This is a genomic window from Paraburkholderia sp. SARCC-3016 (assembly GCF_031119615.1).
Classification (GTDB): domain Bacteria; phylum Pseudomonadota; class Gammaproteobacteria; order Burkholderiales; family Burkholderiaceae; genus Paraburkholderia.
In genome coordinates this window covers 12,166-35,050 of sequence record NZ_JAVHZD010000040.1, presented here as the reverse complement: position 1 = coordinate 35,050, position 22,885 = coordinate 12,166, and the positions used below count along the sequence as shown (strand labels likewise).

Sequence of the window (22,885 nt, the reverse complement as noted above, 5' to 3'; positions counted from 1 at the left end):
GCCGACATGAAAAAGCTGATTGCAGTTCTCGCCTTCGGTTTGGTGCTCGCGGGTTGTGGCGGCGGCGGTGGCGGTGCGGGGGGCGCCGTGAGCCAGATTTCCAGCCAGAATCTGGCTGCCAATTCGGTCAACGTGACGGTGGACAACACATTCGGATTTGTAAACGCGCCGTACGTTACCCTGACCATCTGTGCGCCGGGTACCAGCAACTGCGCCACGATCGACCATGTTCTGGTCGATACGGGTTCCGTGGGTTTGCGTCTTCTGCGTTCGGCGGTGCCGGCTTCGCTGGGCCTTGCCGACGCAAAGGACTCGGCGCAAGGCAATACGATGGCCGAATGCGCCGAGTTCGCTGCCGGGGTTGCATGGGGGCCGATTTCGAAGGTCGACCTGAAAGTTGCCGGCGAAACGGCACCGTCGTTGCCGATTCAGATCGTTGACGACTCGTTTGCCTCGGTTCCCGCCGATTGTTCGGGCGCGGGCCCCGATATGGCTGCGAAAGGCGCTACATCGTTGGGCGGCAACGGTCTGATCGGCCTGAACGTGATCCGTCACGACTGCCAGACCTCGTGCCAGTCTCCGGCCGCATCGATCTACTACGATTGCGCGGGCGCGAATTGCACTGGAATTGCGGTGCCGCTCGCGGAACAGTTACCCAATCCGGTCATACAGTTTGCAACCGATAACAACGGTGTGACGCTGAACTTTCCCGCAGTCGGCGAAGGCGGCCAGAGCACGGTTTCCGGCACGATGACCTTCGGGGTCAACACGCAGGGCAACAACATATTGCCGTCGACGGCGCAGCAGATGACCACAACCATATTCGGCGAGGTGACCGCGAGTTTCAACGGCCTGCCGATGCCGGGCTTCGTCGACTCGGGTTCGAGCGCGTACTTTATCGTGGACCCGTCGATTGGCCAGTGTCCGTCGAGCTTTTCGAGCCTTCCCTGGTTCTGTCCGACTGCCCCCGCAACGCTTTCGGCGTCGCTGCAAAGCGAGAGCGGTGCCACGCTTGGTGTTTCGTTCACGCTGTTCAACACGGAGTCCGAACTCGGTAATGGCTCGAACGCAGCGCATGAAGGCATCGGCCAGAACCTCGGATTGTTTGGAGCGGGCGAACTGGATCTGGGCATGCCTTTCATCTACGGCAAGCGCATTACCTTTGGCATTCAGGGTAGCGACGATTTCTCGTCAGGCACGCAACCGTTCTTTGCGATTCAGTCGTGAAAGGAGCGCGTCCACCCAGACGCGGCACCGCGACCCTTCAAGAAGACGAGTAACGATGTTGAAAGTTTGTTTAATCCGTTAGCCGTGAGCGGGTGTCGTCAACCTTTCAGTCAACCTTAAATTTCTCTTCATGATTCTGCTGGCGTAATGGAAGCCTCGCTTCACTATGCTTGTTCGCACGCACTCCTGCTCAAGCGGCTTGTGCAGGAGCCCTTCGAAGAGATCTTTTGGGTTCAGATAGGAGACTTCACAATGAACGCATGTCTCAAAGCATGGATCGGCGTGTGCATGGCCGCGAGCGCTTCGTTGCCGCTATGTGCTTACGCGCAGAATTCATCCGCAAGCGAGGCTCGTACGACGAGCCAGACCGCACAAGTCACTCAGCCAGCTGCGAATCAGTCGGGCAGTTGGCAACCCTATGCATCGAGCGGGGAGACACGGGCGCAGGTCTACCAGGATCTGGTGCATGCTGAGCAGGACGGCCAGATCAAGTATCTCGACCGGACGATTTACGCGCACCACTAGGTCGCGTGACGACACGACGCGAGGCGGAATCCGCGCATAGATCGCACAATCGTTGCGCAGTTCTTAAGCCTTCGAAACATCGCGCATGGCGTCCGCGTCCGGCTCGTGGCACGCGCGCGCGTCCAACCGCGACGACCTGCGCGCGGCACTCGATGCAGCCTGTCCGCGCAGTAGTGCGAGCCAACGAAACGAGAAGTCCTCGCGCACGCATACGTAGCGCGCACGACGGCAAGGCTCGACGCAACCGCGCCTTATGCTGGACAAAAGGCAATCCACGCAGCCAATGGGGCAATAATAACCATCGATGCCAATACCAAACCCGCACAAATCCGGAATGAAGCGGTCTCAAAGTTAGGCCCGGAAAAGTGAAAGATAAGAATCATCGGGATCACGAGCGACACCTGGATGATGACGGCAGCGAGCGCGAATGTCTTTAAACAGGCTCGAACCATCCTGATTGAGGCGTTTGTCAACACGGTTCGTCTGCAGGGAGTTCGAATTAACGGACGGGCACCGTGTGATTTTTTTAAGCGACATGAAAGAAATCGCAATTACGCTGGCGCGTCGCCGATTACGGCAAAAGCAAATAACGATAAGACGAATTACATCGGAAGCGGCCGGCCATCAATGCCGCCGCACGGCGTCTCGCAGCTCGAACCTGCGCGCGGTGCCAACTCGGGGTAGCGACCGAGCCGTATTTAGCGGGTGGAACTGCGGTAATGCGCGGGCGATACCCCGATCACGCGTTTGAACGCGTTGCTGAATGCGCTCTCCGAGCCATAACCGAGTCGCCCGGCCAGCGTAGACAACGTCGCATCGCTGTTTCGCAGCGCATGTTGTGCAAGCAGCATTCGCCATTGCGTCAGATAGGCAAGAACGGGCACACCGGAGACCGCTTTGAAGTGGGTCGCGAAACCGGTTCTCGACATGCCGGCCGCCTTAGCGAGCTCATGCAACTGCCATTGTCTGCCGGGAGAGCGATGCATCAGTGCGATCGCTCCGACAAGGCGCTTGTCGTTCGCCGCGCGCAGCCATCCGCATGGAGTCGGGTCGGCAGCTTCGAGCCACGTGCGCAGCGTCTGGACGAATAGCAATAGTGCGAGCTGGTTGGAGATCAGTGTGGCGCCAAGCCGCGCGTCGGTGCGCTCCTGCACGATCTGCTCGAGCAGCCAGCGAAGCTTCGCCGCGTATCTGGAATTCGCCCGAATGTGAATCAACGGCGGCAGCACCCGGCCGATCAGATCGCTGCACGTCTGATCGACACGCACGTGTCCACCCACCTGCGTGCAATCCTCGCCATTGCCTATTACTGCAGTCCGGTTGTCCGGGCTACCCGAAAATGCGGTGTGCGCGTCGATCGGCGTTGCGTGCAGATCGCTGCAGAGCATAAAAGAGCGTGGCTCTGAAATAAGGAAGACGTCACCTTCCTGCACTTCGAGCGGCGTTGCATCGCCGTCCATATGGAGCCAGCAATTGCCTTTTGTGAGCGCGAAGAACTTCAAATGGTCCGGCTTCGGAAATCGAATGGCCCACGCGCCGCCTGCGGAGAAGCCACCCGATACAGTGAGTCTTGCCTCCACCAACTGAAGAAAATCGGAAAGCGGATCGAATTCCATGTTCAGAAAAGTAATACGTAATTCGAACTTTAACGGGCGAGACTATCGCAATGAGGGAATTTAAAAGCAAGTGGATCGCTATATTTGCTTCGTGCGGGAGCACCTTTGCTTCGCATTGGTGGAGAGCGGGTTATCGCGCCGTCATGCGCAGTCCTTAGCAGTGACATGAATATTGCCTGATACAGTAGCTCGCGATTCATTCCAGAGCCCGAATATATTTCCCGCATGAGCGATTCTATCGCGAGGCTCTGTCAGATTGAATGCGCCATCGTTCACGTTTGCATATTGATCGTTCAAATTCTTCTTCGCCGGACTCGAGCGCTGTCATCGAATGTCCTGGGCACGACGCGTGCAATTGGGACCATCGTCGCATGCAGGACACATCGTTCGCGAGTGTCGCGATCGGAACATGCCAACGTTGCGCGCTTAAAGCGCGGATATCCGAATGAATATCGTCAAACCATCCAATGCAAAGGAGCGACCCAATGCCTGAGCTGGCAGACCATCAACGCAGAGCATTTCTAGTGAAAGCCACGGCCGCGGCAAGCGTGCTTGTCGCCCCGTCGCTTGCAAGCGCTGCATCCGCCACACCGGGTGGCAATTTCAAAGGAGAGACGTCGATGAATCAAAGCAATCGCGCGCGCCAGATCTTTCGACCCGAGTTCCGTTTCGGTCTCGGTGGCGTACCGCTTGGCAATGAATTCAACAAGGTGACCGATGACGACGCGCAAGCAACGATCGAGGCTGCGTGGAATGCCGGCGTGCGCTACTTCGATATGGCGCCATGGTATGGACTTGGCCTCGCCGAGCGACGGTTCGGTCATTTCCTTCACAACAAGAATCGCAACGAATATGTGTTGTCGACGAAGGTCGGAAAACTGCTGAAAGCGTCGAGGCATAACCAGCATCAAAAGTTGTTTCCGCTGTCGGACTCGCCCAACGATGTCGTCTACGACTATTCGGCCGACGGCGTACGGCGTTCGATTGAAGACAGCCTGCAGCGGCTTGGCGTCGATAGCATCGACGTGGCTTTCGTTCACGACATCTCACCGGACTTCCCGTATTTTCCGACGTCGTGGGAAGAGCAGTTCGCCATCGCGCAGCGCGGGGCGTTCCCTGCTCTGTCGCGCATGCGCGAAGAAGGCATCATAAAGGCGTGGGGCATCGGCGTGAACCGGCCGGAACCCATTCTGCGCGTGCTGCAGGTCGCGGACCCGGACGTCTGCCTCTGCGCATCGCAGTATTCGCTGATTGATCACTCGAATGCGGTGAAGCAGGTCTTCCCCGCTGTGCGCGAACACAATGTCGCGCTCGTCATCGGTTCGTCATTGAACGCGGGATTCATCTCGGGCAGCCCGCGCTACAACTACGGCCCCGACAACTACAAGATTCCGCCCGCATTCATCGAGAAGCGCGAGCGTCTGCGCGCGGTCGCCGCAAAGCACGGCGTCGACTTGCGAACGGCCGCGCTGCAGTTCTCGTCGGCGGCCGATGTTGCGGTGGCACTGGTGGTGGGTGCAAGCAGCCACCAGCAGATTCTCGAAGACTACAACTCGATGCAGGCGAAAGTGCCGGCCGGGTTCTGGCAGGAATTGAAGTCTTCCGGACTGATCGAACAGTCCGCCGCCACGCCTGCCTGACCGGCGTTTCGTGCGATGGGCCGTGCGGCCCGTCACGACCATCTTCCTTGTCGACCAGCGAGTTCACGAATCATGCGGTTATTCATTCGATCTTCATTAGCGTTGTTTATCGCCGCCAGCACCTGCGCGGTACCGGCCAGCAACACGGCACAGGCGGCGCAAAGTGCCCCGCCTGCGGATGCCGGCCAGCCTTTCATCAAGTTGCCTCGCAGCTACAACACATCGGACAGCATGGCGCGCATGCCCGATGGCCGCATCATCCTCGCGGTGCCGAATTACAACAACCTCACCTTGCGCAAGCAGGGCCGCGCGGCAGCCGAGGCGCCCGCGCGCCTCGCGATCGTCGATCCGGTGCACAAGACCGTGCACGACTGGTATCGGTTCCGGCCGCAAGACCTTAGCCCCGCCACGGGCAAAGTCGCGCCGATGGGCGTCGCATTCGGACCGGACGGCAACCTGTACTACGTGGACCGGCAAACGCCGTACGGAAGCGGCGCGAATAGCCGCATCGGCCGTATTGTAGTGCGCGACGGCAAACCGGTGCAAAACGAGATCGTCGTCGAAGGCGGCATCGGCACGAACGATCTCGCGTGGTATCGCGATCGGCTCTATGTGACCGATGCGGGCATCCGGCCTGGCTCGGGCACGAGCAACACGGTAAGCGGCGTGTTCATGTTCACGCTCGATGAACTGCAGCACGGCCCCGTGCGGATAAAACCGGATCCGGCGCGCGAGGGCGCGCAGGATCAGCACCTGATCGCTACGTTCGTATCGAACGGTAAAGCGAAAACCGGTGCGGACGGCATCGTGTTTGACGATGCCGGCAACCTTTACATAGGTGTCAATGAAGAAGGGACGATTTTCCGGATCAGCCTCGATGCGGATGGACGGCCGGCGGGCAAACCGACACTGTTCGCTCGCGATCCCATCCTGCTGTCGACCGACGGTATGGCGTTCGACGTACGCCATCGGCGGATATACGTTGCCGATTTTCTCGGCAACGCGGTGCATGCGGTCGATATGGATGGCAAGGTAACGACCCTGCAGAAGAACGGCGACGCCGACAGCACGTCGGGCAAGCTCGATATGCCGTGTGCGTTGCTGCTGCTCGGCGACCAGTTGATCGTGTCGAACATGGACTACGTGTCCGCGGCGCCCGGCAGTGCGGTCAATACGACGCTCAATGCCGACCACGCACTCACAGTGCTGAACGTCGCTCAGTAGCGTGACGACGGCGCGCAACTGCGGATGCGATCTCGCGAGCTCGGCGCATCCCCATGACTTCGCTGGGACAAAAGGTGAACGATGGCTCGATCACATCGGTTGGCGCTGGGCGCCCCTTGTGTTGACGTGGACTGCACACGCCGCCGGCGCGGGCGGGCCGGGTCACGTGACGGTGACCTCATCCGCTTACGGCAAGACCGCAAGCGGTCAGTCGGCGCAACGACAAGCTTTACTTCGGCGCGTTGGCGGGCCGCTACGCAATCCGGCTTCGCGGCGATTGTCTGCGGATCGCCAACGGGTGAGATAACGAGCGTAGCCGGGACCGTGCTGGATTTGCGCGAGCCGGTCGCGATAGGCGCGCGGCTTCGGTCTGCATCGCAGCAGCTCGCGAACGGCGGTGGTTACGACGTCAACTATGTGCTGGACAATGGCGGCCGGCGAGAGCCCGGGTTCGCGGCGCGTGCATACGATGCGCAATCGGGCCGAGTTCTCGAGATCGATACGACCCAGCCGGGTCTGCAGTTCTATACGGGGAACGCACTGCAAGGGCGCGTGCCGGTCAAGGGCGGCGTACTTTACCGGCAGACGGATGGATTTGCGCTCGAGCCTGAGCACTTTCCGGATTCGCCGCACCATCCGTCGTTTCCGGACACGCTGCTAAAGCCCGGAGAATCGTTTTACGAAGTGACTATCTGGCGTTTCGAGACGCGCTAGCCAAAATAGCCGGCGCAGAGGGCAGCGTTTGCATCGGGCTGTGCGGGTGAATTCGCCTCAGTTTCCGGTCCGTGTGCACCTGGCCGTGCCGCTATCGCCGCTCCTGAACTGCGATTCGAAATATTCGCCTTCGAAGCGAAGCGGCGCCTTGGAGACGATCTTGCCGATCAGCACGCCGTGATCGTTCTTGTCGGACGTCGATGCGAAGTTGAGTGCGATGGTGTTTCCGTCGACGATCGCTTCGCCGGAATACGCAAGCTGGTTATCGACGTAAGCCGCTTCGCTGAAGCCGAGCGTATGTGCGCCGTGATGATCGTTGCGCCGGAATTCGTGCGTTTCCCGGAAATCGCCGAGATTTTCGTCGTGTCCGACGCAACTGTACGTGCCGCTGATGTCGGTTGGAACGGCGCGGGCCTGGGCTGTGCCGGCGAGCAATGCAAGCGCCACGACGCACGTCAATGTGCAGCGCGGGATCGAATGATTTGCTTCGAACGCGATGGGGCGCGAATGCGCGCCGGTCAGAACCCGTGATACTGAAGCAGGAGTTGGCTTTTTCATCTGTATCTCCAGTTGGCAGCCGATTGAATTGAGGAATCCCGGAAACGGCATGGGTGATGCGGATGTATGGCGACTGCTTGATTGATCGGCTGTTTGACGTCGTCGTCATATTGCGGGTACTGATATATGCAGAACGGAGAATCCGGAAGAGTCGGCACGTTGTACGAAGGTCCGGACGCCTGTCGATAAGGTCTTCTCCGATGCGATCGTTGCTTGCCCATTCAAGTCGGACTTCTTGATTATTCGAGGCCGGATTTAATGCAAATTAAAAAGCGGCGTCGTTAGAATCGATAAGAAGGTAGCCTGAAAAACTGATTTTATGAATTCGTTGAACGAATAACCGTACGAGATATGTCAAAGGCTAGAGAAAGTTCAATCGATGGGCCTGGTATTGCCGGTAAATATGGGTGTCTATTGCAGACGACGCCTGTGCCGACGGCGCGTTCGAGTGCGCATCGCGGCGCCACCGAAGTTGCCGACCCGTGCGAGACGCTCGACGCGCTGACCTTGCGACGAGAGGCTTCATGACGACACGTTTCGCCCCCCACTTTCTGCTCGATCTGCCGCGTTATCCGGCCGAACGGTTTGCGCCGCTGGCCGACCGCGCGAAGCGCCTGCTGGGTACGACGGCCGATCTCGTCTTTATCCAGTCGGACGCAATGCTCGCGCTGCAAACCGCGGCGGCAAGTATCGCGCGACCCGGCAGGACCGCGGTCAACATCGTAACCAGCCCGTACGGTGTGTGGTTCGGTACGTGGTTGAGGCGCGGCGGCATGAAGGTCCGCGACGTGAAAGCCGCGCCAGGGCAACCGGTGGACCTCGACGCGGTCGTTGCCTGCGTTGAAGCGTTGGCTTCGGTCGACGTCGTGGCCTGCGTGCACGCGGAATCGTCGAACGGCGTGTTGAATCCGCTGCCTCAGATCGCTGCGCTCGCGAGGTCGCGCGATGCGCTTTGCGTCGTCGATGCTGTCGCATCGGTGGGTGGGCACGCGCTCGAATTCGACGCATGGGGTATCGACATCGCGGTAGCCAGCGCGCAAAAGGCGCTGTCGGGTCCGGCGGGCGTGTCGTTCGTCGCGGTGAGCCAGCGCGCGTGGGGACGCGTTGTTCAAACACCGGATGAGGCGCCGTCCATCTTGTCGTTGTGGGACCTCAAGCGCAACTGGCTCGAACGCGGCCGCGGCGCGTTGCCGGGCACTCCGGCGACGCTCGAGTTCTGGGCGCTCGAAGCGGCATTCGATCGCGTCGACGCGCAAGGGATCGACGCGCTCATCGCGCGCCATGCGCGAGCAACGCGCGCGACCCGGATAGGACTTCGTGCGCTCGGCGTCGTGCCGCCTGTGGCGCGCGACGACGCGGCCTCCGCGCTGATAACGGCAGCGCCTGTGCCAGAAGGGGTCGACGTGGCCGCCATGCTCGCACACGCAGCGGACAAAGGCGTGGAGCTCACACCGGGCTTCGGCAACACCGGCGCAAATATCGTCCGCTTGAACCATACCGGCGTGCGCGCGGCTTTCGAGGCGGTGCTCGCGAACGTCGTGGCGTACGGTTCGGCGCTCGACGAGCAACGATTCGCGGTCGATGTCGGCGGTGCCGCGCAAGCGGTTCGCGAGGCCTATTCCATGCGTTGACCTGCAGTGCAATCCCGCGGGTGCGGTTCGCCGCGCGCCCGGGGTAAGCAGCCGCGCGCTTTGCCGCAACCGGCTTCGCGTCGCGTCCCGGGCTCAAATCACTGCTTGCGCGGTTCGCAGTCGCTCAACCTCGCCGCGACATCGGCGCGCGGCATTCCCGATGCAAAGTGACATGACAGAAGACTTCATCTCGTCGACGCCGCTGACTATCGGTATCGAACTCGAAGTACAGGTCGTCAGTACCCACGATTTCGGACTATGTCCGCAAGCACGGGATCTGTTGCGGCAAACGGACGGGCTACATACAGTCGGCGCGATCAAACCTGAAACCGGGCAGAGCATGGTCGAACTGTGTACCGGCGTCTGCAGTGGCCACGCGCAGGCGCTGGAGCAACTGACGCTGCTGCGGGATGCGCTCGTCGATGCGGCCGATTTCCTCGGTATCGCAGTCTGCGGCGGCGGAACGAATCCGTTTCACTACTGGTTCGACGAGCGCTCGAACGGCAGCCCGCGCTCCGAGCATCTGATGGGCGTGTACGGCTATTTGTACCGGCAATTCACGATCTTCGGGCAGCACGTGCACGTGGGTTGCCCGGACGGCGACACCGCGTTGCATTTGCTGCATTCGCTGTCGTGGTATGTGCATCACTTCATTGCGCTGGCCGCTTGTTCGCCGTTCTCGCAAGGACACGATACCGGCTACGCGTGTTCGCGTCTGAATAACGTGGCGCCGTTCCCACTTTCGGGACACGCGCCCTTCATTCTTACCTGGCCGGCGTTCTGCGAGTACATGGAGCGCATGCGCGCGACGGGTATGGCCGCGACGCTGAAGGACTTCTACTGGGATATTCGTCCGAGCCCCGGCTACGGCACGATCGAGGTGCGCGTGATGGACACGCCGCTCACGATCGAACTGGCCGCGGCGATCGGCGCCTATATCCAGTGTCTTGCGGCGCTTTTCCTCAACGGAGAAGCGCTGCCGTTATCGGAATCGAACTACGAGATCTATCGGGTGAACCGTTTTTCCGCATGCAGACATGGCCTCGACGGGGTCGCGATAGACGTGCGAACGGGCCGTCGCAGCTCGATTCGCGATGAAATTCTGGCGATGCTGGAAGTGCTTGCGCCGCACGCGAAGTCGTTGGGCGCCGAGCTTGCGTTCGCCTATCTGAAGGAACGACTGCAGCGATCGGGCACGGTGAACTGGATGCGTGATATCCACAACGAAAGCCAGTCGCTGGAGGAAGTGGTGCGCCAGCAGTGCCGCTTGTGGCGCGGTGAAGTGTCGTCCATGCCGGGCGGTGTCGGCTGACGGCGGCCGACGACAGCCCGGCTCGCGCGACGCGAGCCGGAAGGGACGATGCCGGCCGGCCCGATGTGTCCAATGAACGCCACCATGGAAATCGCCGTCATGTTGAACATTTTCATTGCGAGCGCGGAATGTGACTGATCCGCACGCCCTTGGCGCGTCGTTTACGCCCTACCTGGCGGAACTGTTGCTCGCGCGCGGCGGACTGTCGTGGGTGCGCCTGTTCGTTTCGATCCCGGGATGCGTGGCCTGTGTTGCGGTGTCGCTGACGACGGACGTGTCGCTGGACGACGCGAAGTCGCGCCCCGGCTGGCGCGGGAGGATGCGGCGCGAGTGAACGCCGCGGCACACGCGTGTTCCCGCCGGGTCCGCGAGCCGGCCCGGCAACGCACGCCCCGTTCGCTAACCGCCCCGTTGGCGTCGAACCTGATCGACGCTGACCGTGCCGTGTTTGCCGCCAAAATGTTCGAGCACGAAGCGGGAGATCGCCACGATCTCCATATCGGAGTACCGGTCGGCAAAGCCGGGCATGGCGGCACTTTCTGCGTCAACGCGAATGCGCGTGCCGTGCAGTATGACCTGCACGACGTTGCGGCCGCGTATGTCGTTGACGGCCGAGCTGCCGGTCAGGGACGCATAGGGCGACTGCCGGCCGCTGCCGTTCCACGAATGGCAGCCGGCGCAGTCGGCGGCGAAAAGTTTCGTGCCGAGATTGCCGCGCACGTCGGTGCCGCGCGCCGGGAGAAGACTGGACGAGTTTCTCGCGCCCTTCGGAGCCAGTTCGACCGCCGCGCGGCGATTGGTCTGCACGGGCGCGACGCTGCGCAGGTAGGCGACAACCGCGTGAATGTCTGCCGCGCTCAGATACTGCAAGCTGTTTTCGACGACTTCGGCCATCGGCCCCGAGGCCGAACTGCGACCCGGCGCGTGCCCCGTCGACAGATAGTCGGCGAGCTGCGCGTCGGTCCAGCGGCCGACACCCGTTTGCGGATCTGGCGTAATGTTCCCGGCTAGCCATCCCTGCATCGTCTCGCCGCTCAGCGCGCGTGCATTTTCCAATCCGTAACCGGCATTGCGCGGTGTATGGCATTCGCCGCAATGACCGAGCGCGGTGACTAGATAAGCGCCGCGCCTGACTTCGACGCTGGCCGTATTGGCGGCCGGCATGCGCGCCTTGCGGAAGAACATGAGTTTCCATAGCGGCAGTGTCCAGCGCTGGTTGAACGGGAAGGCGAGGGTGTTGGGCGTGTTCGGTTCGCGCACTGGCGGCTGGCTGAACAGGTAGGCCTTGATCGCGAGAACGTCGTCCCGGCTGAGCGCTGCATACGAGGTGTACGGCATCGCGGGATAAAGCGTGTGGTGCGGCGATACGCCCTCGCGCACCGCGCGAACGAAGTCGTCGTCGGACCAGTCGCCGATACCCGTCTCTTTGTCCGGCGTGATGTTCGTCGAGTACAGCGTGCCGAACGGAAGCCCGAAGGGAACGCCGCCCGCGAGGCTTGCGCCCGGGCGCGGAGTGGCAGGTCAGGCAATTGGCCGCGCGGGCGAGATATTCTCCGCGCGCGATTGGTTCGCGTATGGGCGCCGCGCCTGATACCGGAGCAACGGGTTCGCTTGCCGGCGCGCGCGGCGGGTATGCGGCGACGTATGCGGCGACGTATGCGGCGACATACGCGAAGCCGAGCACAGCGGCTGCGAACACGCCGCCGATGAGCTTGTGCGAGCGGCGGCTCATCTGCCCGGACGCGCGTCGCGCAGCGTTTGCGCGGCAAAATGGATCGCTGCCTTGATCCTTCGATACGTCGCACACCGGCAGATATTGCCGCCCATCGCGGCGTCGATGTCCGCGTCGGTAGGCGCGGGATTTTCGCGCAGCAGCGCGCTCGCGCTCATGATCTGGCCCGACTGGCAATACCCGCATTGCGCGACGTTCAGTTGCACCCACGCCCGTTGCACGGCGTCGCCGACCGGCGTATGGGCGACGCCTTCGATCGTCGTCACCGACTTTCCCGCCGCGCGCGCGAGCGGCAGCATGCACGAGCGCACCGCCGTATCGTCGAGATGTACGGTGCACGCGCCGCACATCGCCATGCCGCAACCGAACTTCGTGCCAACGAGGTCGAGCTCGTCGCGCAGCAACCATAGCAACGGCATGTGCGGATCTCCGGTAAAGCGGACCGGCATCCGGTTGACGCTGAACGTGAACGTCTGTCCTTCTGCGTCGTCGGGTTTCATGGCAGTGCCTTTCATGAGGAGGCGGGCGCTGGCGGTGCGATGCCGAGCGGGAGCTGAAGCGCGGAACGGGGGTGTCCGAGGCGGGCAAGCGCATTTGCCACCGCGGGAGCGATCATCGGCACGCCTAATTCGCCGACCCCGGTTGGCCGTTCTTGCGACGGCATGATAATTACCTCGACTTCAGGCATCTCGTCATGCCGCAGCACGCGGTAATCGTGGAAGTTCGACTGCACAACGCGGCCGTCGCGCAGCGCGATCTGCCCGAACAGCGCGACGCCGAGACCGTAGCCGGTGCCGCCTTCGATTTGCGCGCGGATCACGTCGGGATTGACCGCCATGCCGCAGTCGACTGCGCACCACACCTTATGCACGCGTGGCACATCACCGGGGCCGATCGATACGTCGGCGATCTGCGCGACGCTGGTGTGAAACGCGCGGCCCACGGCGACACCCATCGCCCGGCCCTCGCTGCTGCGTCCGCCGCGCCAGTTCGCGGCGCGGGCCACCGCCTCGAGTACGGCGGCTTCCCTCGGCGCATGGTGAAGCAGTGCGAGCCGTCCCTGTACCGCGTCCTGGCCCAGGCTGTCGAGGATTTCATCGACAAAGCGTTCGACGGCGAAGGCGGTGTGCGTGCTCGCTACCGAACGCAGCGACGACGTCGGTATGCGATCGTGCAAGATGTGGGCGTCGCAGAGAAAGTCGGGAACGTCGTAGAGCATATTCGCCGCGCCTTCGACCATCAGCGCGTCGGCGCCGCCCGGCATTCTCGAATTGAGCACGCTATCGACGCCGAACGAGTGACCGACGATCGTGTTGTGCCACGCACGGATGCGGCCGTTCACGATCGCGGCCTTCATGCGGTGCAGGATCATCGGGCGATACCAGCCGCCGCGGATATCGTCCTCGCGCGTCGATACGAGTTTGACGCCGCGTCCTGGTCCGATGCCTTTTGCGGCGGCAGCCATGTCGGCTGCGAAGTCGGGGCCAAGCACCTCGTTGCCGAGGTCGATGCGTCGGCCGAAGCTGCCGCCCGCATAGGTCGTCTCGATCTCGATGCGCTCGGGCGGCAGGTTAAATAGCCGCGCGAACTGCTGCTGGTCGAATGTCGTCATCTGGCAGCCGTAGCGCGCCCTGACGCGGCTGCCGTCCCAGAACAGATAGCCGCATAGCGGCTCCATCGGCGCGTGGGCGACATATGGGAACGTGTATTCGGCCTCCACGACCTTGTCGGCGTGCGCAAACGCGCGGCTCACGTCACCGCGTTGCGCGGCGACCGCGCCCCGTTGCACGCAGACGCGGCGGAAATGCTCGAGAATCGCCGCGCAGTCGCGCGACTGCGCGCCGCTTTCGTCCCACTGCACGTCCAGTTGCTCACGGCCGCGGATTGCCGCCCATGTGCTGTTCGCGTAGACCGCCACGCCCGTATCGACCTGCCGCACGTCGACAACGCCCGGTATTGCGCGCGCGCGCGTGGCATCGAACGACTTTACCTTGCTGCCGAAGCGGGGCGCCTTGCGGATCGTCACGGTCAGCATGTCGGGCTCGCGGACGTCGATCGCAAAGTGCGCGAGGCCGCTGCATTTCGCGCGTGAATCGACGCGCGGCATCGACGAGACCTTGCCGATCAGACGGAATTCGGCGGGCCGCTTCAGGACGAGCGCGGCGGCGTCGGGCGGCGGCATGCGCGACGCGAGTGCGGCGAATTCTCCGTATCGTGCGCGGCGTGCCGTTGCCGGATGGGTCAGCACACCGTTGCCGGTGCGAATTTCGTCGGCGGGGACTCGCCATTGTTTTGCCGCAGCTTGCACCAGCATCGAACGCGCCATCGCGCCCATGCGGCGCATCTGCTCGTGTGCCTCGGCAATCGCACTCGAACCGCCGGTGCCTTGCCACTTGTACAGAAGGTGTCCGTAGATCGCCCGGTCCGCCGGCGCGGTTTCGACACGGATCGTCGACCAGTCCGCATCGAGCTCTTCGGCGACGAGCGTCGCCATGCCGGTGTGCGCGCCCTGGCCGAATTCGATGTGCTTGCTGATCACCGTCACGACGTCGTCTACGCCGATGCGCACGAATGCATTCGGTACGAACGTATCGGGCGTCGTCGCGGTTTCGCGCGCGAAGCCGCGGCGAAATGGCAGCGCGGTGCCGACGATCAGGCACGGCACTGCCGCGAGGAAGCGGCGTCGCGATGGGTCCAGTGTCGGATCAGGCATGTCGGGTCGCGTTGGCGAGCGGGCCTGGTTCGTCGATATCGAGCGATAACGACAGGTCGGCCCACGCGTGCGCTTGCGCCTCCAGTTGCCCGGCCCGCTCGAGCAGTACGTCATACGCTTCCCGGCCGGCGGCGAACCGCACGGGCGGATGCGCGGCGCGCGTCAGCTCGACGATAGCGCGGCCAAGCCGAACCGGGTCGCCAGCCTGGCGATGATTGGCGGCATCGAGTTCGGCTTTGCGTCGGGCGGCATAGTCGGCATAGTCGTCGATCGCGAAGTTGCCGTGGCTGACGGAACTTGCATCGAGAAAGTCGGTGCGAAACCGGCCGGGTTCGACGAGCGTCGTACGGATGCCGAAGGGCGCCAGTTCGCCGGCGAGCGACTCGGACCAGCCTTCGAGCGCGAACTTCGACGCGCAGTAGATCGACGATCCGTCGAAGCCTTTGATGCCCGAAATCGACGAGATATTGACGATGTGTCCCGAGCGCTGCGATCGCATCGCCGGTAAGACTGCCCGCGTGAGCGCGAACGCGCCGAAGAGGTTGGTCGAAAACTGGCGCGCGATCGCTTCCGGCGACACCAGTTCGAACGGTCCGAGCTGACCATAGCCTGCGTTGTTCACCAGCACGTCGATGCGGCCGAAGCGCTCGAGCGCGGCGTCGACTGCTGCGGATATGGCCTCGTTGTCCGTTACGTCGAGCGGCACGACCGCAAGACGGTTGCCGAAACGGCCAAGCGCCGCGTGAATCGATTCAGGCTTGCGTGCGGTCGCGACAACGCGGTCGCCCGCTTCGAGCGCTGCTCGCGCAATTTCGAGTCCGAAGCCGCGATTGGCTCCGGTGATCAACCAGCTGCTCATATGTTTTTCTCCGTCAAACGGTCTGCACCATCGAGAAGAATCTAGTACGGCAGCGTTGGCCGGCGGTAGCCCGATACATCGTCGTTCTTGCCCGATGCGATATGTGCTCGCTGGCTGAAGTAATGAGCAAACCTTGTATCGGATTGGGCAAGGATTCGCGACCGAACGGGCGGCCGGCATCCTATACTGGAGCAACCCGCCAGAGGATCCGGCAATCGCGTGGACCGTCGGAAGGAAACGACGGAATGGCAGCCCCATGCTAGCGACGCGATCCGGCAGGCAACGAGACAACGGGAAGATCGGCAGATGGCTTCTATTCATACGCTGGCGCGGCAGGTAGATCCGTGCGCAGACATTCGCGGGCGATTGGCGAGCATCATCGCGCGGCATCTCGGCGACAGGCGCGAGAGCGAAACGCCAGTGTCCGGGCTGACCATACATGGCACCAGCCGGCCGTCGGAACCTTCATCGTATCTGTATGAGCCTTCGTTCGCGTTGATTGCCAGCGGTTCGAAGCGCGTCGTGCTGGCAGACGAGACGTACGTCTATGACGAAAGTCACTTCCTGCTTACCGCGATCGGGCTTCCGACCATCGTACAGGTGCTCGATGCGTCCCCAAGCACACCGTACTATTCGGTCAAGCTCAATATCGATCTCGAGCTGGCGAGCGAACTGATCACGGAAGTCGATGAGCACGGCTTGCGAGCGGCATCGCCCGAAACCGGAATGGCACTCGGGCCGGTCACGCCGCCGCTCGCGAACGCGACTTTGCGGCTGGTCGAACTGCTCGATACGCCCGAGGATGTGCCGATTCTCGCGCGCCCGCTGCAGCGCGAATTGCTCTACCGGGTGCTGACGAGTGGAGCGGGTGCCCGGCTGCGCCAGGCGGTCGATCTCAATACGCAAAGCAACCGCGTTGCGAGAGCGGTGCGCTGGATTCGGCAGAACTATACGCACCCGCTTCGTATCAAGGATCTGGCGGACTCAGTCGGCATGGCCGAGTCGACGCTTCATCAGCATTTCCGCACGCTGACCGCCATGAGCCCGCTGCAGTACCAGAAACGCTTGCGCTTGCACGAGGCCCGTCGGCTGATGATCAACCAGCGCATCGATGCCGGTACCGCCGCTCACCGGGTCGGCTATGAAAGCGCGACCCAGTTCAGCCGCGAATACAGCCGCATGTTCGGTACGTCACCGAAGCGGGACGTCAGAACGATACTCGATGCGGATGCAAACCACGTGCGGCTCGCACCGGTCGATTGAAGGGCTAAGGCTGCGAAACCACGGCGCAGCGCGACAGAAAAAATACGGTCGCCGTTGAACTCCATCGCCCGCACGTCGAAGCTGCTCCGCAGCAAGCCTTCGACAGATGCCCTATCATACGTGCCACGCCCGTCACCTTCATGCGGCTTTCGCATCGTGTGCGCAGGGCGTCTCCGATTTATCTGCCCCCTACATGTCCCCGCTTCCTTCACGCCCCAGGCAGCTATCGATTCTGCTCACCGTCTCGTGCGGTTTCATCATGGCGATGCTTGACGTCACTGTCGTCAATGTCGCGCTCTCCGATATCCAGCGTGACTTCTCGGTACGGCTTGCCTCTCTCGTCTGGGTTGTCGACAGCTACACGCTGACCTTCGCCGCGCTGCTTCTGCTTGGCGGTGCGCTGGCAGACCGGCTTGGCGCGCGACGCGTCTACATGATCGGTCTTGTGCTCTTCATCTGCGCGTCGGCGCTGTGCGGCGCAGCCGGATCCGTCGCCGTGCTCATTGGCGCGCGCCTCGTTCAAGGGATGGCCGCCGCGCTGTTCGTCCCGAGTTCGCTGAGCCTGCTGACCGAGTCGTTCGAAGACCGCCATGTGCGCGCAAAGATCGTCGGGATATGGAGCGCGATCGTCAGCGTTGCATTCGCGTCGGGACCGCTCGTCGGCGGCGTGCTCGTGCATCGCTACGGCTGGCGCAGCATTTTCTATCTGAACCTGCCGGTCGGACTGATCGGCATTGCGTTGGCATTTGCGTTCCTGCATGCGTCGCGCCGCAAATCGCACGCGCTCGACATGCCTAGCCATGCGCTTGTGATGATCGCGCTTGCCGCACTGAGCTTCGTGCTGATCGAAGGGCCCGGGTTCGGCTGGTCCAGCCCGGCGATCATTGGCGCAGCCTTGCTGGTGCCGCTCGTACTGCTGCTCGCCATCATCCGCGAACGACGCTCGTCGACTCCGGTCATTCCCGCAGGCCTCGCTCGCAATGGCACGTTCTGGGCGCTCAACGGGATCGGTGCGTGCATGAACGTCGTGGTCTTCGGCGAGATATTCGTGTTGAGCCTGTTTATACAGAAAGTCGACGGTGAGAGCGCGCTCGGCGCCGGCGTTCGCATGCTCCCTGTCATGGCGGTGTTTGCCGTCGCCAATTTCTGTTCGGGGCATCTGTCCGCACGTCTCGGTAGCCGAAGGCTGCTCCTCGGCGGTATCGGACTCGCGGCCATTGCATCGCTTGCCGTCGCGCTGCTCGGTACAGGGCTACCGTTTGGCTGGTTGATCGTGCCCATCGCGCTGGTCAACCTCGGAGTCGGTTTCGCGGTGCCGGCCATGACGGCTACCGTCATGCATGAGGCGGGTCAACGCAATGCCAATATCGGCGCCGCAGTGCTGAATGCGAACAGGCAGATCGGCGCGCTTGCGGGCGTGGCCGGGCTCGGCATCGTCCAGCATCTGACAGGCGACTGGGCAAGGTCGTTGCGCATCGGCTTTGCGATTTTCGTGGCGTGTCTCGCGATCGCATGCATGCTCGCATGGTGGCGCGTCCACGCCGCGCCGAAAAAGCTCGGAGAGCTGTGCCCTGCAAAAAGAGGGGCCGAAAGCAACTGACCGGTTCACCAGTCAGCTCGTCTCATAACGAGCGCGGGTTCCAGCTTAGCCAAAACGCTCCGAAAGCCGTACGCGTCGATGTCGTGGCGCGCGGCACCTAAGCGTCACCTAAGCGTCACCTAAGCGTCACCGCCAAGCTCAACCGCGGAGCCGCCCCTCGACATCGCAAGACGTTTGAGCTTCCCGCGTATCGGCTCGATGCGCGCGCCCGCTGTTGAACAGCGTCATCAGACTGTCGGGCTCGATTGGCTTGACGAGGTGATGATCGAAGCCAGCGGCCCTCGAACGCATCACATCATCGACCTGACCATATCCGGTGACGGCGATCAGCACGGCATGAGCCATCGCGGGCATCGCCCTGATCCGGCGCGCAACCTCGTAACCGTCCATGCCGGGCAGTCCAATGTCCAGCAACACAATGTCAGGCACATCGCGCTCGCATTCGTGCAGCGCTTGAGGTCCGTCGAACGCTGTGCGTAGCTGGTGGCCTTCGATTTCGAGAAGGAGGGATAGCGAGCTCGCTGCGTCGACGTTGTCGTCTACAACCAGTATTTTCAGGCGATCGTGTGCCGCGCGTTGCGCCGGCGACGGTGTATGCACCGTCGCCGGCGTTGCGTGCACGACCGGCAATGTGACCGACAGGCGCGTGCCGTGCCCGAGCCCGTCGCTATGTGCGGCAACGCTTCCGCCATGCATACCGACAAGCGATCGGACAACCGAGAGCCCTATTCCAAGGCCACCCTGGGCGCGATCGAGTGCCCGGTTCGATTGCGAGAACAGCTCGAAGACATCGCGTAGTTCTTCCGGCGAAATGCCCGTACCGTTGTCGCTGACCGATATGACAACCTTGCTGCCGTCGTTTTTGACGCCGATTTCGATCATCCCGCCATCCGGCGTGTACTTCGCCGCGTTGTCGAGCAGATTGCCGAAGACCTGCGCCATGCGCGTCGGGTCTGCATCCAGATAAACCGGCTTGTCCGGCAACTCCATGCGCAGCGTGTGCCGGCGCGCTTCGATGGAATATCTCGCGACTTCGACCGAGGCAGTCAGGATAGGTGCGAGCTCAACGGTCGCGCGCTTCAACGTGATTTTGCCGGTCGTGATTCTCGATACATCCAGCAGATCTTCGAGCAGATTTGCCAGATGGCGACTTTGCCGCTCGATAATTTCGCGCGCCCACTGTACCCGCGGTGGCAGCGACGCATCGACGGTCCGGATCGTTTCCGCTGCATTGCGAATCGGCGCGAGCGGGTTGCGCAACTCGTGCGCAAGCATCGCAAGGAACTCGTCCTTCTGACGGGCCGCGACCACCAGCTGCGCATTCGCCGCCACGCGTTCCGCGATCATCGCGCGCGCCTGGTACTGTCTGCGTCTCGCTCTTAGCGCACTGCGCGCGGCGCTTACCAGCGCTCCGCGGCTCACAGGGCGTTCGATAAGGACGACGTTGCCCAGCGCTTCCAGACGGCGCGCTTCCGACGTCAGCATGCCCTTCTTGCCATTACCGGTGAGCAACACGAAAGGGAAGTCCGACCACGGCGGTTCGGAGCCGAGCCATGCGCCAAGCGAGCTCAGCGCTTGCATATCGAGTGCTTCGTCGGCGATCAACGCGCACGCGGCACCCTCATGCATTTGTGCGACCAGATGCGCGACATCGACGCAGACAACGCAGCGCATTCCATGATCCGACAGCACGCGCGCGACGACTTCGGCGTCGCGGCCCTGGGGTGCGATGATGAGAATCCGCTCTTCCAAGCACTCTTCCTCAGTCGTTCGGCCGCGCACCGAGCAGCGGCTCGCCGCCGCGATAGGTCGGCAGTCCGGCAAGCACGCCCTCGAAGTCTTTCAATGGCGGCCCGACGCGCAGGCCGCCGGAATCGATACGGAATTCGCGGATCGTGCGTTCATGCGAACTGGTGCGGCTCTTCAGAACTGACAACGCCGACAGCACCTCGCCCGCGCTCTCGAAGAACCTGAAGACCAACATCGCATCGCTCAGATAGCTGAGGTCGATTTCCGATGCAACGTTGCCGATCAGCCCATGTTGACCGAGCACCATCAGCGTCGTGATGCCCTGCTGGTTCAAATAACTCAACAACTCATGCATCTGCAACAGCAGATAGCGATGCCCCGGCATCGCCTGCATGTAGGCATTCAGGCTGTCGACGACGACCATTGTGGCGCCCGCCTGCTCGACGGCCTCGCGCACCAGCGCGATAAACTGGCCGGGCGACATTTCGGCCGGATCGATCTGCTGCAGCAACAATTTGCCGCTCTCGATGTACGCATCGAGCGGCATGTTCAATTGCCTCGACCGCGACATCAGGGTGCCAAGCGTTTCATCGAACAGCATGTATTTGACACACTCCCCGCGCTCGAGCGCGCCGAGCGCGCACCGCACCGCCGTCGTGGTCTTGCCCGCGCCGGAGGGGCCGACCAGCAATGTGCTGGTTCCTGGCGCCAGGCCGCCGCCGAGCAGCGCATCCAGTTCGGGCACGCCGGTCGTCTGCGGCAAGTCCCCGAATTCGCGACGGTGCTGAGCCGCGACAAGCCGCGGATAAACCGTGATGCCGCCGGTGTCCAGTTTGAAGTCGTGATGTCCGCCCGCGAATTTGACACCGCGCATCTTGACGACGCGCAGACGGCGCTGCTCGATTCCATACTCCTGCACTCTCTGATCGAGTTCGATCACGCCGTGGGTGATGCTGTGCAACTGCAGGTCGCCGAGCTGCGAGGTCTTATCGTCCAGTAGCCATACTGTGCAACCCTGGGTCGAGAAGAACTGCTTCAACGCGAGTACCTGGCGTCGATATTTCAAGGCATCCTGCGCCAGCAGACGTAACTCCGAGAGGCTGTCGAACACCAGCCGCCGGGGGCGAAAATCGAGCACTTTGCGTTTGACTTCCTCGACAGTCTCGCCGAGTTCGACTTCGGACGGGTGCAATATCGACTGCCGGGCGTCCGATGAGAGCCCGTCCTCGCTAACCAGCTCGTGAATATGCAAGCCTTCTAGCGACCAGTGATGGGAGGCTGCCACCGTGCGCAACTCCGCCGCGGTTTCGGAAAGGGTGATGTAAAGGCCCGTTTCTCCACGCCTCAATCCGTCCAGTAAGAAATGCAGGCCCAGCGTAGTTTTTCCGGCCCCCGGAACGCCTTCGACGAGGTAAACGCGGTTTTCGATAAGGCCGCCATCGAGTACGTCATCCAGCCCGGCTACGCCGGTGGATATTCGCGCAGGCAGCGATACGGCTGTGCGGTTGGTTTTGTGCATATTTGGACTCTCGGAAATCTATGCGCGGTTCACAGCTTGCACATTCCGTGCCACCAAGCCAGTGTCGAGGGCGCGCGCATTACTTTGGCCATCGCCACGACGGGTCGGAGAGGTGCAGGGCGAGGTAATCGGACAGCGCGCTGACTTTCGCCGGCCGCGCGCGCGCCGACGGGGTGACGAAATAGAGTCCGCCCTTCGTCAGTGACCAGTCGGTGAGAATCGCTTCGAGGCGGCCATCGGCGAGATATTCCCCGGCAATGAATTCCGGCAGTTCCGCGATCGCCAGGCCGTCGAGCAGCGTGGGTAACAAGGCATCGGCGTTCGTCACGCGTAGCGGCCCGGTCGGCATGACGGCTCGACCTCGCCTGCGTCGTTCGTGAAGTGCCATATATCGCTACGCGCACGATATGCATATGACAGACAAGGGCGATCCACCAGTTCACGGGGATGCACAGGCCGTCCCTCGCGCTTCAGATACGCGGGCGACGCCACCACGTATTGCGTCACCGCGCATAGCCGCCTTGCCACCAGCGAAGAATCCGGCAGCGCCGCAATACGCAGCGCCGCGTCGAAACCATCGGCGACCAGATCGACCGATACGTCTGACAGATGCAAATCGATCGACACCTCGGGATACGCGCGAAAGAAGGTTGGCAGCAGCGGCGCGACCCAGCGAAGGCCGAACGACATCGGTGCGGCGAGGCGCACAACACCGCGCGGCTGCAGCGACATCTCGCGGGCAGCGCTCTCCGCTTCTTCCGCCTGGCGATAGATTTCGCCGGCCTTTTCGCAAACCGTCCGGCCGACCTCCGTGAGCGAACGCTGTCGCGACGTGCGATTGAAGAGGCGCGCGCCTAGCCGGTCTTCGAGACGGGCGACGCCGCGCGACACTGTCGCTACGGACATCCCCATCGTTCGCGCCGCAGCCGCAAACGATCCTTCCTCAGCCACCTTGGCAAGCATGGCGAGTCCTTCGAAGTCAGGCAACCTTGGCATAACCCCG

17 protein-coding genes and 2 pseudogenes are annotated in these 22,885 nt (G+C 62.4%); 10 read left to right on the top strand and 9 right to left on the bottom strand.

Annotated elements, in window-relative coordinates:
- Positions 1–6 precede the first annotated feature (6 nt).
- Both QYH69_RS30835 and QYH69_RS30830 read left to right on the top strand, forming a co-directional pair.
- Entirely contained in the window at positions 7–1,227 is a 1,221-nt protein-coding gene (locus tag QYH69_RS30835; protein WP_308835458.1) for a DUF3443 family protein, read from the top strand.
- Between the two features lie 252 nt (positions 1,228–1,479).
- Complete coding sequence (locus QYH69_RS30830) at positions 1,480–1,752, top strand: hypothetical protein (RefSeq protein WP_308835457.1); 273 nt, start codon at positions 1,480–1,482, stop codon at positions 1,750–1,752.
- 698 nt (positions 1,753–2,450) lie between these two features.
- On the opposite strand, the gene QYH69_RS30825 is transcribed toward QYH69_RS30830, so the two are convergent.
- Positions 2,451–3,368, bottom strand: coding sequence for an AraC family transcriptional regulator (locus QYH69_RS30825; protein ID WP_308835456.1), 918 nt, complete (start codon positions 3,366–3,368; stop codon positions 2,451–2,453).
- A gap of 620 nt (positions 3,369–3,988) precedes the next feature.
- Here QYH69_RS30825 and QYH69_RS30820 point away from each other — a divergent pair.
- The 3 genes and pseudogenes from QYH69_RS30820 to QYH69_RS30810 form a co-directional block, all read left to right on the top strand.
- Positions 3,989–5,008, top strand: a complete 1,020-nt coding sequence (locus QYH69_RS30820) for an aldo/keto reductase (RefSeq protein WP_308835455.1) — start codon at positions 3,989–3,991, stop codon at positions 5,006–5,008.
- 72 nt (positions 5,009–5,080) lie between these two features.
- Entirely contained in the window at positions 5,081–6,232 is a 1,152-nt protein-coding gene (locus QYH69_RS30815; protein ID WP_308835454.1) for a hypothetical protein, read from the top strand.
- Between the two features lie 291 nt (positions 6,233–6,523).
- Positions 6,524–6,946, top strand: a pseudogene (locus QYH69_RS30810) (galactose-1-epimerase); the annotation flags it as partial.
- 57 nt (positions 6,947–7,003) lie between these two features.
- On the opposite strand, the gene QYH69_RS30805 reads toward QYH69_RS30810, so the two are convergent.
- On the bottom strand, positions 7,004–7,504 hold the full coding sequence (locus QYH69_RS30805) for a hypothetical protein (protein ID WP_308835453.1): 501 nt from the start codon (positions 7,502–7,504) through the stop codon (positions 7,004–7,006).
- Between the two features lie 524 nt (positions 7,505–8,028).
- On the opposite strand from QYH69_RS30805, the gene QYH69_RS30800 reads away from it, so the two are divergent.
- From QYH69_RS30800 to QYH69_RS30790, 3 genes are all read left to right on the top strand, one after another.
- On the top strand, positions 8,029–9,135 hold the full coding sequence (locus tag QYH69_RS30800) for an aminotransferase class V-fold PLP-dependent enzyme (RefSeq protein ID WP_308835452.1): 1,107 nt from the start codon (positions 8,029–8,031) through the stop codon (positions 9,133–9,135).
- Positions 9,136–9,307: 172 nt separating this feature from the next.
- A complete protein-coding gene (locus QYH69_RS30795; RefSeq protein ID WP_308835451.1) occupies positions 9,308–10,447 on the top strand; it encodes a YbdK family carboxylate-amine ligase in 1,140 nt (379 codons plus the stop codon).
- A gap of 130 nt (positions 10,448–10,577) precedes the next feature.
- Positions 10,578–10,781, top strand: a complete 204-nt coding sequence (locus tag QYH69_RS30790; RefSeq protein WP_308835450.1) for a hypothetical protein — start codon at positions 10,578–10,580, stop codon at positions 10,779–10,781.
- Between the two features lie 65 nt (positions 10,782–10,846).
- On the opposite strand, the gene QYH69_RS30785 is transcribed toward QYH69_RS30790, so the two are convergent.
- The 4 genes from QYH69_RS30785 to QYH69_RS30770 form a co-directional block, all read right to left on the bottom strand.
- Positions 10,847–11,785, bottom strand: coding sequence for a cytochrome c (locus QYH69_RS30785; RefSeq protein ID WP_308835449.1), 939 nt, complete (start codon positions 11,783–11,785; stop codon positions 10,847–10,849).
- 390 nt (positions 11,786–12,175) lie between these two features.
- Positions 12,176–12,628 carry a 2Fe-2S iron-sulfur cluster-binding protein gene (locus tag QYH69_RS30780; protein WP_308835486.1) on the bottom strand — a complete coding sequence of 151 codons (453 nt, stop codon included), beginning with the start codon at positions 12,626–12,628 and terminating at the stop codon, positions 12,176–12,178.
- A gap of 62 nt (positions 12,629–12,690) precedes the next feature.
- Positions 12,691–14,892, bottom strand: a complete 2,202-nt coding sequence (locus QYH69_RS30775) for a molybdopterin cofactor-binding domain-containing protein (protein WP_308835448.1) — start codon at positions 14,890–14,892, stop codon at positions 12,691–12,693.
- The gene (locus QYH69_RS30770) at positions 14,885–15,751 is read right to left on the bottom strand and encodes an oxidoreductase (RefSeq protein WP_308835447.1); all 867 of its coding nucleotides are present in this window, start codon (positions 15,749–15,751) and stop codon (positions 14,885–14,887) included. Before QYH69_RS30770 ends, QYH69_RS30775 begins: the two co-directional genes overlap by 8 nt.
- 306 nt (positions 15,752–16,057) lie before the next feature.
- On the opposite strand from QYH69_RS30770, the gene QYH69_RS30765 reads away from it, so the two are divergent.
- Together QYH69_RS30765 and QYH69_RS30760 are read left to right on the top strand one after the other, a co-directional pair.
- A complete protein-coding gene (locus QYH69_RS30765; protein WP_308835446.1) occupies positions 16,058–17,014 on the top strand; it encodes an AraC family transcriptional regulator in 957 nt (318 codons plus the stop codon).
- Positions 17,015–17,207: 193 nt separating this feature from the next.
- Positions 17,208–18,614, top strand: a complete 1,407-nt coding sequence (locus QYH69_RS30760; protein ID WP_374992531.1) for an MFS transporter — start codon at positions 17,208–17,210, stop codon at positions 18,612–18,614.
- A gap of 138 nt (positions 18,615–18,752) precedes the next feature.
- Here the strand turns inward: QYH69_RS30760 and QYH69_RS30755 are convergent, their stop codons facing one another.
- The 3 genes and pseudogenes from QYH69_RS30755 to QYH69_RS30745 form a co-directional block, all read right to left on the bottom strand.
- A complete protein-coding gene (locus tag QYH69_RS30755) occupies positions 18,753–20,366 on the bottom strand; it encodes an ATP-binding protein (RefSeq protein ID WP_308835444.1) in 1,614 nt (537 codons plus the stop codon).
- Between the two features lie 10 nt (positions 20,367–20,376).
- The gene (locus QYH69_RS30750; protein ID WP_308835443.1) at positions 20,377–21,882 is read right to left on the bottom strand and encodes an ATPase domain-containing protein; all 1,506 of its coding nucleotides are present in this window, start codon (positions 21,880–21,882) and stop codon (positions 20,377–20,379) included.
- 79 nt (positions 21,883–21,961) lie between these two features.
- Positions 21,962–22,878: pseudogene (locus tag QYH69_RS30745) on the bottom strand (LysR family transcriptional regulator).
- Positions 22,879–22,885 lie beyond the last annotated feature (7 nt).

Bases quoted from the DNA above. Each gene is read 5' to 3' on its own strand.
- QYH69_RS30805 (WP_308835453.1), bottom strand. From the start codon at position 7,504: ATGAAAAAGCCAACTCCTGCTTCAGTATCACGGGTTCTGACCGGCGCG.
- QYH69_RS30800 (WP_308835452.1), top strand. From the start codon at position 8,029: ATGACGACACGTTTCGCCCCCCACTTTCTGCTCGATCTGCCGCGTTAT.
- QYH69_RS30775 (WP_308835448.1), bottom strand. From the start codon at position 14,892: ATGCCTGATCCGACACTGGACCCATCGCGACGCCGCTTCCTCGCGGCA.
- QYH69_RS30765 (WP_308835446.1), top strand. From the start codon at position 16,058: ATGGCTTCTATTCATACGCTGGCGCGGCAGGTAGATCCGTGCGCAGAC.
- QYH69_RS30820 (WP_308835455.1), top strand. From the start codon at position 3,989: ATGAATCAAAGCAATCGCGCGCGCCAGATCTTTCGACCCGAGTTCCGT.
- QYH69_RS30785 (WP_308835449.1), bottom strand. From the start codon at position 11,785: ATGCCGTACACCTCGTATGCAGCGCTCAGCCGGGACGACGTTCTCGCG.
- QYH69_RS30780 (WP_308835486.1), bottom strand. From the start codon at position 12,628: ATGCCGGTCCGCTTTACCGGAGATCCGCACATGCCGTTGCTATGGTTG.
- QYH69_RS30835 (WP_308835458.1), top strand. From the start codon at position 7: ATGAAAAAGCTGATTGCAGTTCTCGCCTTCGGTTTGGTGCTCGCGGGT.
- QYH69_RS30815 (WP_308835454.1), top strand. From the start codon at position 5,081: ATGCGGTTATTCATTCGATCTTCATTAGCGTTGTTTATCGCCGCCAGC.
- QYH69_RS30825 (WP_308835456.1), bottom strand. From the start codon at position 3,368: ATGGAATTCGATCCGCTTTCCGATTTTCTTCAGTTGGTGGAGGCAAGA.
- QYH69_RS30770 (WP_308835447.1), bottom strand. From the start codon at position 15,751: ATGAGCAGCTGGTTGATCACCGGAGCCAATCGCGGCTTCGGACTCGAA.
- QYH69_RS30795 (WP_308835451.1), top strand. From the start codon at position 9,308: ATGACAGAAGACTTCATCTCGTCGACGCCGCTGACTATCGGTATCGAA.
- QYH69_RS30750 (WP_308835443.1), bottom strand. From the start codon at position 21,882: ATGCACAAAACCAACCGCACAGCCGTATCGCTGCCTGCGCGAATATCC.
- QYH69_RS30760 (WP_374992531.1), top strand. From the start codon at position 17,208: ATGTCCCCGCTTCCTTCACGCCCCAGGCAGCTATCGATTCTGCTCACC.
- QYH69_RS30830 (WP_308835457.1), top strand. From the start codon at position 1,480: ATGAACGCATGTCTCAAAGCATGGATCGGCGTGTGCATGGCCGCGAGC.